This is a genomic window from Apilactobacillus xinyiensis (assembly GCF_019656235.1).
GTDB lineage: Bacteria > Bacillota > Bacilli > Lactobacillales > Lactobacillaceae > Apilactobacillus > Apilactobacillus xinyiensis.
In genome coordinates this window covers 46,586-54,074 of the sequence record NZ_BPLL01000009.1, presented here as the reverse complement: position 1 = coordinate 54,074, position 7,489 = coordinate 46,586, and the positions used below count along the sequence as shown (strand labels likewise).

Genomic DNA, 7,489 nt, shown 5'->3' with positions numbered 1-7,489 from the left:
TTTTTTCGTTATACAAGGCAACCATATGTTTAGCTTTGAGATAATTGCTAAAATCTGATAAGTTACGAGGCTCTAATACCTTGTTGTGCTTATCCCATGCAATTTCCTTAATGGCATGTAATCTTCTGCGAGCAAGCCGTTTTTCCCAATAATGTTTTTTATGAGATAACATTTTATCAAAGCGTATCGTTGGATATTTAACACCATCACTAGTAACTAATAAGTCTGCGACACCCATATCAACACCTACAGATTGGTTGGTAGTGGGCAACTTAGAAATATCTACATCAACTAGTACAACGGCATAATGCTTGCCCGTTGCGGACAGTCTAATAGTAACATTCTTAATCTTACCTTTAATTTGGTGTCCTGCTTTAAAAGGGATTTTTCCTAATTTAGGTAATTTTAGACAGTTATTGAGCTGTTGGATGTTGTGATTAACTGAGTTTGATTTGTAACTCTGCTTAGGAAACTTACGTGATTTAAACTTAGGATAACCAGTGTGTTCTTTAAACAATTTTTGAAAGGCTTGGTTTAAATCACGGCTAACATGTAATAAGCTAGTTGATTCAGCCTGCTTCAAGAATGGATATTCGTGTTTTAGACACTTAATTAAGTAGTTCATATCAAATTCATTAACGTATGACCCACCATTGTTGTATCGTTCAATTTGCATATTAAGTAATTGATTCCAAACGAAACGACAGCAACCAAAATTAAAAATAATCTTAGATTGTTGCGCTAAATTAGGATATATCCGTGTTTTAATGGCTCGTAGAGTCATCTAATTTCACTTCCTTTGCACGTTGGTCATCAATATATTTAGATACAGCTCGTTGGTTTGTTGTCCCTATACTTTCAACATAGTAACTGGGAGACCACAAATGACGATTGGCTTTTTTCCAATAACTATTTTGTAACTCATTGCATTCGTGGAATAACCGCCATGCGCTAATTCCTTTAAGCCACCTTACAATATTAGTTACAGATAGCTTTGGTGGTGCGCTGACCAATAAGTGAATATAGTCGTCTTTACCAACTTCCATATGGTCAATACTAAAACCGTATTTTAAAGCAATCTCAAGTAATGTTTTCTTTAATACAATCTCAACGTTTCCTTTTAGAACTCGATTGCGGTATTTAGTTCCCCATATGATGTGATAATTTAAGTTAAAGACAGATGTTCTACCATATGTAATTCTTTTAGTATCTTTCATACAATCATTATAACACTATTTTATCTAACCATGTGTGTTTAGTGCAAAATAATAGGCGATTCATCACGTCCTTAAAAGAACGTGTTTCCTCGCCAAAATATCAAAAAAAGTTTTTTATTTTTTTAAATGTAGAGTATACTATCACTAACTTTTCTAATCAAAAATTAATCTTATTATAATTTTTAGTTAGATAATAATTTTATAAATAGTTGGTGATTATTATATGAATACATATATTTATGGCAATAAAAAATGGTTTTTTACTACGATATTATTTTCTGTTTTAGCTAGCACGGAAGGTGTTTTTTCTGCTTGGGTAATTAATAACTTCATTACTATAGCAATAAAGGGCAGTTATAGAAACTTGTTATGGAACGTATTTTTCTCTATATTTGGAATGTTAGTTTTACTTCTAATAAACATTATTTTAAACAAAGCAAAGAATGAATTAATTCAAAGCTGTAATGAAAATATAAAAAAGAAATTATTTAATTATTTACTAAACAATAGGTTAGACAAATCGTCTAAAGCTTATGCATCCCTAATGACAAATGATTTAAAACAACTAGAAACAAAAGGACTAGTCAACGAACTATCTATAATTTTAAATTCCTTGATGTTTTTATTTGCTCTTGGATATGGACTCTTTATAGACTATGCAACAATTATTATTTTTTTAATTGCTTCATTTTTGCCATTATTTGTATCTAAAATGTTCTCTAAAAAAATTGCTAATAGATCTAAAAATTGGTCAAATAAAAATAGTGAATACATGGGAACAGTCAATGACTATGTTTCTGGAATTGATACCATCGTGAACTATAAGGCTCAAAAAGCAGCCAATCAACATTTCAGTAAATCATCTAGAGCACTAGAACAAGCACTTAAAAATATGAACATTACAGTGGGCGTAAGTAACTACACAACTAGTTCAGTTGCTAATTTGTCAATTTTAAGTTTAGCAATTGGTTTTGGAATTCTAAGAGTACTTCAAGGTTTCTTAGCAGTTGGACAACTTATAGCTATAATTCAAATTTCTAACAATTTAATTAACCCACTTTTGAATATTTTTAATTCAATAAATGAAAGAAAAACTACTAAGCAAACCAGTGATTTATTAAAATCTATTCATGATACAAGTGTTAATAAATCAATTAAAAAACTTAATTTTAAATCATTATGTATTAAAAATGGTGCAATTAGTTTACAAGGGAAAACAATTCTTAGTAATTTAAATATAAATATTAATATGGGTGATAAGGTTTTGATACTAGCTCCTTCTGGATATGGCAAATCTACTTTGTTAAAAGCAATTGCTGGATTTCTTAGTTTTAATAATGGTGAATATATTATTAATGGAAATTTAGCTAATAGTTCATTACTAAGAAGTTCTGTAGCCTTAATTAAGCAAAAGCCATTTATATTCGATGATACAATTCTGTTCAATATAACTATGGGAAATCATTATAGCAAACAACAAATCAAAGAAGCTATTCGTTTCGCACAATTAGAAAGTATGGTACAAACCAAAGGATTAGATTATCGAGTTGGCAAGAACGGTGATAACTTATCAGGTGGTCAATTGCAAAGAATAGAAATTGCAAGAGGTATATTGTCTAATCGTTCATTGATTTTAGCTGATGAGATCACATCAGCATTAGACAAAGAAACTGCAGACAAAGTTTCTAATTACTTACTGAACTCTTCAAAAACTTTAATTGAAGTATCACATAAAGTTTCTAAAACACAATTAAATAAATACAATCAAGTCATTAGACTAAATGAATAAGTATTCTAAATTCATAGTAAAAAAGCCACTCAGCAATTCATCAGCTGAGTGGTTTTTTAATAACTAATATTTGGGATACCATTTCATGTTGGCAATTGTTTGTTTTACATCATCGATGGGTTCCCTGTTCAAGTGTTGATCTACTACACTTTGTGCCACTACTTCAGCAATCTTTTGAGAAAACTCTGTAATTTTAGATACTGGTGGTAGCACTGCAGCCCCTTGTTTAGTTGCATCAACAATGCCACCTAATGCGTGACAAGCAGCAGAAAGGGTTTGTGAATTTAAGATTTTAGCCGTAGAAGCAATTAAGCCAAACCCTAAACCTGGATACATTAAAGCATTATTGCCTTGACCAATCTGATATTTAACCCCTTGATATTCAATATCGTCTACTGGAATTCCAGTAGCAATCAATGCTTTACCGTCAGTCCACTCTAATAAATCTTGAGCTTTAGCTTCCGCTAGTTTTGTTGGATTAGATAATGGGAAAATAATTGGTCGTTTAGTGTGCATAGCCATTTCCCTTACAATTGATTCATTAAAAGCGCCTGGTTGAGTAGAGGTTCCTATCATAATGGTTGGATGAACAGTTTTAACTATTTCATATAAATTGTTTAACTGGTCAGCATTAGCAAATTCATTACGTTGATGGACAAAGTCTTTTTGAGCCGGCGTTAAATCCGGTGTATCGTTAAATAATAACCCTTGCTTATCTACCGCATAAATGCACTTTTTAGCATCATTTACAGATAATCCGGCTTGAACTAGTTCATCTAAAATTTGATTAGCAATGCCCATTCCAGCAGTTCCAGCACCAAAAATCAATATCTTTTGATTAGTAATTTTTTCATGTGAGATGTTTAAAGCACCTAAAATTCCGGCTAATACTACCATCCCAGTTCCTTGAATGTCATCGTTAAAGGTAGCTAGTTTATTTTTATATTTATCCAAAATTGCTTGGGCATTACTGCGACCAAAGTCTTCCCAATGTAGCAATGCTTCTGGAAATAATGTTTGTTGAGCTTGAACAAATTGGTCAATTGCTTGATTATATTTATCACCGTAAATTCGCTTATGACGGTTACCTAAATATAAGGGGTCATCTAATAGCTGCTGATTATTAGTTCCAGCGTCAATACTAACTGCTAAAACTTGGGATGGATCAACACCGGCCGCGGCCGTATAAACCATTAATTTACCAATTGCAATATCGACTCCGTTAACTCCCCAATCACCAATACCTAATATTCCTTCTGCATCCGTTACCACAATTAGACGAATATCTCGACCATCGGCCGCATTTTTTAAAGTAGTTTCGATATCTTCAGGATGGTCTACAGAAATAAAGGCGGCATTTTGTGGGTTCAAAAAGATTTCATTGTACTGTTCAATGGACTCTGCCACTACGGGATCATATACAATGGGCATGAATTCAACTAAATGTTTATCCATTAAACTAAAAAATAACGTGCGATTTTCGTTAAATAGATTCATTAAAAAAATTCGTTGTTCCAAACGACTGCTTTTGCTTTTAAATTGTGCATATGCTTGATGGCATTGTTGCGTTAAAGTTTGAACTTGACTAGGTAAGGTTCCAATTAGACCTAACTCACGACGTTCTTGATATGTAAATGCGGTCCCTTTATTTAAAAAAGGATTATTTAAAATTTCACTAGCTGATTTGTTCATCTTATAAATTCCTCCAATGGCTTGTATATAATTACCTTAAATCCAGGCTAAGCTTATAGTCAAATTTGTTGATAACTATAAATTTATTTTATAATTAATGCTAAAATACCGATATTACAGGAGCCATTATGAACACTAAAGATTTAGCATACTTTACATGTCTAGTAGAAATTAAAAATTTTTCTAAAGTAGCTGAGCATTTTAAAGTTCAACAACCAACGATTACCACTGCAATCAAGCGCTTAGAAAAAGAATTCTCCACTACCTTATTTATTCGCGATCGTAAACACAACACATTGGAAATTACTACTAGCGGTCAGCAACTATTCAAGCGTAGTCAAATCATTTTAAACGAATTAACTTTGGCACAAAAAGAAATCGATCGCATTAATCGTGAGCAATTAGTGTTAGGTTTACCGCCTATTATTGAAAATCATTATTTTTCAAAGATTTGTCAAGAGCTAGCGGATGCACAAATCCTAAATCGATTAACCACGGTTGAAGCTGGTTCAGTCAGTTTAACTAAAGCTATTCATGAGGGAACGATTGATTTAAGCCTATTAGGTTCAATCACTCCAATTAAGGATGATGATTTAATTGCTAGTGAAATTGAACGTCAACCTTTTTGTATTTATGTATCAAATAAACATCCCCTAGCTAAATATAATCAAATCCGTTTTAAAGACCTGGTTAATGAGAACTTTGTATTTTTTAAACAAAATTTCATTCATAATCAGGCATTTACCCAGTTATCACAGCAAAATAATTTTCACCCTAAAATTATCTTTAAATCCAATGACATTAATATGCTTATGAAGTTAATCAATCGAAATTTAGGCATTGGATTTTTTACACGGATTGTGAATACTGATGCATATGACATTAAAAAATTAACCCTATTAGATGCTAATGCTCCCCAATTCATCACCAGTTTAGTTTATCGTAGACATCAATTTTTAACTCCTAGTCAAATACAATTAATTAACGTTTTAAAAAATAATTTGTAGTCTTATTACATGAATATAACGTGTAATCTTGGTAGGATTAAGTTAAATAAATAATTAAGGTGATTAAAATATGACAAATACACAATGGTGGAAAAATGACGTATTCTATCAAATCTATCCACGTTCATTTAAAGATTCCAACGGTGATGGTATTGGTGATCTTCAAGGAATCATTTCAAAACTAGATTATATTAAAAGTTTAAATGTAGATAATATCTGGCTCTCACCCATTTACAAATCGCCAATGGTCGACATGGGATATGATATTGCTGACTACAAAGCAATTGACCCTATTTTTGGTACCATGCAAGACTTTGATGAACTGTTGGCTAAAGCTAAAAAATTAGGCATTGGCATTATTATGGACTTGGTCGTTAACCATACTTCTGACCAACATGCATGGTTTAAAGCCGCCCTAAAAGACCCCAATAGTAAATATCGTGATTATTACATTTTTAAGCATACCGATAACGGTAAAGCCCCTAATAATTGGCGCTCTATTTTCGGTGGATCTACTTGGGAACCAGTGCCTAACGAGCCAGGAACCTTTTATTTCCATACTTTTGCGAAACAACAACCGGATTTAAATTGGGAAAATCCTGCTTTACGCCAAGAAATTTATAAAATGATTAATTGGTGGCTTGATAAGGGCATTAGTGGTTTTAGAATTGACGCCATCACACACATCAAAAAGGATTTAGATTGGGCTAATATTAGTCCTGATGCAGACGATGGCTTAGGTTCAGTAGTTCGTAAGGGGCGCAATCGTCCTGGTGTCGATAAATTGTTAGATGATTTGTATGAACATACTTTTGCGAACTATGATGCGGTAACTATTGGTGAAGCATATGGCCTAAAAGCTGACGACCTTAAAAAATTCGTTGGTCCAAATGGCTACTTCTCCATGATATTTGATTTTAACTATATGAACATTGATGTTGCAGATGTTGACGAGTGGTTCCGTGGACAGCCTAACTGGTCTATTCAAGATTTAAAAGATATCATTTTCAAGGGTCAAAAGGGCATCAAAGCTGCTGATGGTTGGTACGCCAATGTCTTAGAAAATCATGATCAACCACGTGTTTTATCTAAATTAATTAAAGACACAGCTGCACAATCACCTAAAGCGGCTAAAGCACTAGGATTAATGTATTTCTTCTTACCTGGTGCCCCCTTCATTTATCAAGGTCAAGAACTAGGCATGAAAAACTTTAAGCGTCAGTCGATTGATGAATTTAATGATATTTCTTCGATTAATAATTACCACTTAGCAATTGAAAATGGTGTAAATGCTGATAAAGCTTTACAAATTGTTAATAACAAATCACGTGATAATGCTAGAACACCCATGCAATGGGATGATTCAGTATATGGTGGTTTTTCTCAGCATACGCCTTGGCTACCAATGGGTAATCAACGTGTTGATATTAACGTGGAAGCTGAAACTAATGATTCTAATTCTGTTTTAAACTTTTATCGTGAAATGAGTAATATTCATCATCAACCAGCCATAAAAACTTTACTGACCAATGGTGAATTCAAACCTATCCAAGACGTTCAACAAGATGTTGTAGCTTATCAACTAAGTAATGATGAGCATTCAATGAACGTCTTAGTAAATCTAAGCAACAGTAATCAAAATTTCAGCAAAGCATTTTCAGGTACCATCCAAATAGATAACTATCAAAATAAATATAGTGAACCTATTTCAATAACATCCCTATCACCATATCAAGCTATACTAATCTACAAATAAAACAAAAACCTTAAACAAGTATGTTTAA

Annotated in this window: 6 protein-coding genes; 3 read left to right on the top strand and 3 right to left on the bottom strand. The window is 32.6% G+C overall.

Annotated elements, in window-relative coordinates; all coding sequences use genetic code 11:
- Together K5Q11_RS03340 and tnpA are read right to left on the bottom strand one after the other, a co-directional pair.
- The coding region (locus K5Q11_RS03340; RefSeq protein ID WP_220751231.1) for an RNA-guided endonuclease TnpB family protein at positions 1-784 on the bottom strand (784 nt) is incomplete at its 3' end.
- Positions 765-1,217, bottom strand: a complete 453-nt coding sequence (tnpA, locus tag K5Q11_RS03335; protein WP_220751230.1) for an IS200/IS605 family transposase — start codon at positions 1,215-1,217, stop codon at positions 765-767. The genes tnpA and K5Q11_RS03340, both read right to left, overlap by 20 nt.
- Before the next feature lie 223 nt (positions 1,218-1,440).
- Here tnpA and K5Q11_RS03330 point away from each other — a divergent pair, with 223 nt between their 5' ends.
- The gene (locus tag K5Q11_RS03330; RefSeq protein ID WP_220751229.1) at positions 1,441-3,006 is read left to right on the top strand and encodes an ATP-binding cassette domain-containing protein; all 1,566 of its coding nucleotides are present in this window, start codon (positions 1,441-1,443) and stop codon (positions 3,004-3,006) included.
- Between the two features lie 63 nt (positions 3,007-3,069).
- On the opposite strand, the gene K5Q11_RS03325 is transcribed toward K5Q11_RS03330, so the two are convergent.
- Entirely contained in the window at positions 3,070-4,698 is a 1,629-nt protein-coding gene (locus tag K5Q11_RS03325) for a malolactic enzyme (RefSeq protein ID WP_220751228.1), read from the bottom strand.
- A 128-nt stretch (positions 4,699-4,826) separates the two neighbouring features.
- On the opposite strand from K5Q11_RS03325, the gene K5Q11_RS03320 reads away from it, so the two are divergent.
- Together K5Q11_RS03320 and K5Q11_RS03315 are read left to right on the top strand one after the other, a co-directional pair.
- Positions 4,827-5,705, top strand: coding sequence for a LysR family transcriptional regulator (locus tag K5Q11_RS03320; RefSeq protein ID WP_220751227.1), 879 nt, complete (start codon positions 4,827-4,829; stop codon positions 5,703-5,705).
- Positions 5,706-5,775: 70 nt separating this feature from the next.
- Positions 5,776-7,461, top strand: a complete 1,686-nt coding sequence (locus K5Q11_RS03315) for an alpha-glucosidase (protein ID WP_220751226.1) — start codon at positions 5,776-5,778, stop codon at positions 7,459-7,461.
- Positions 7,462-7,489: the final 28 nt, after the last annotated feature.

What these genes read in the sequence shown, in the direction of transcription:
- K5Q11_RS03330 (WP_220751229.1), top strand. Translation starts at nt 1,441, where the DNA reads ATGAATACATATATTTATGGCAATAAAAAATGGTTTTTTACTACGATA.
- K5Q11_RS03325 (WP_220751228.1), bottom strand. Translation starts at nt 4,698, where the DNA reads ATGAACAAATCAGCTAGTGAAATTTTAAATAATCCTTTTTTAAATAAA.
- K5Q11_RS03315 (WP_220751226.1), top strand. Translation starts at nt 5,776, where the DNA reads ATGACAAATACACAATGGTGGAAAAATGACGTATTCTATCAAATCTAT.
- tnpA (WP_220751230.1), bottom strand. Translation starts at nt 1,217, where the DNA reads ATGAAAGATACTAAAAGAATTACATATGGTAGAACATCTGTCTTTAAC.
- K5Q11_RS03320 (WP_220751227.1), top strand. Translation starts at nt 4,827, where the DNA reads ATGAACACTAAAGATTTAGCATACTTTACATGTCTAGTAGAAATTAAA.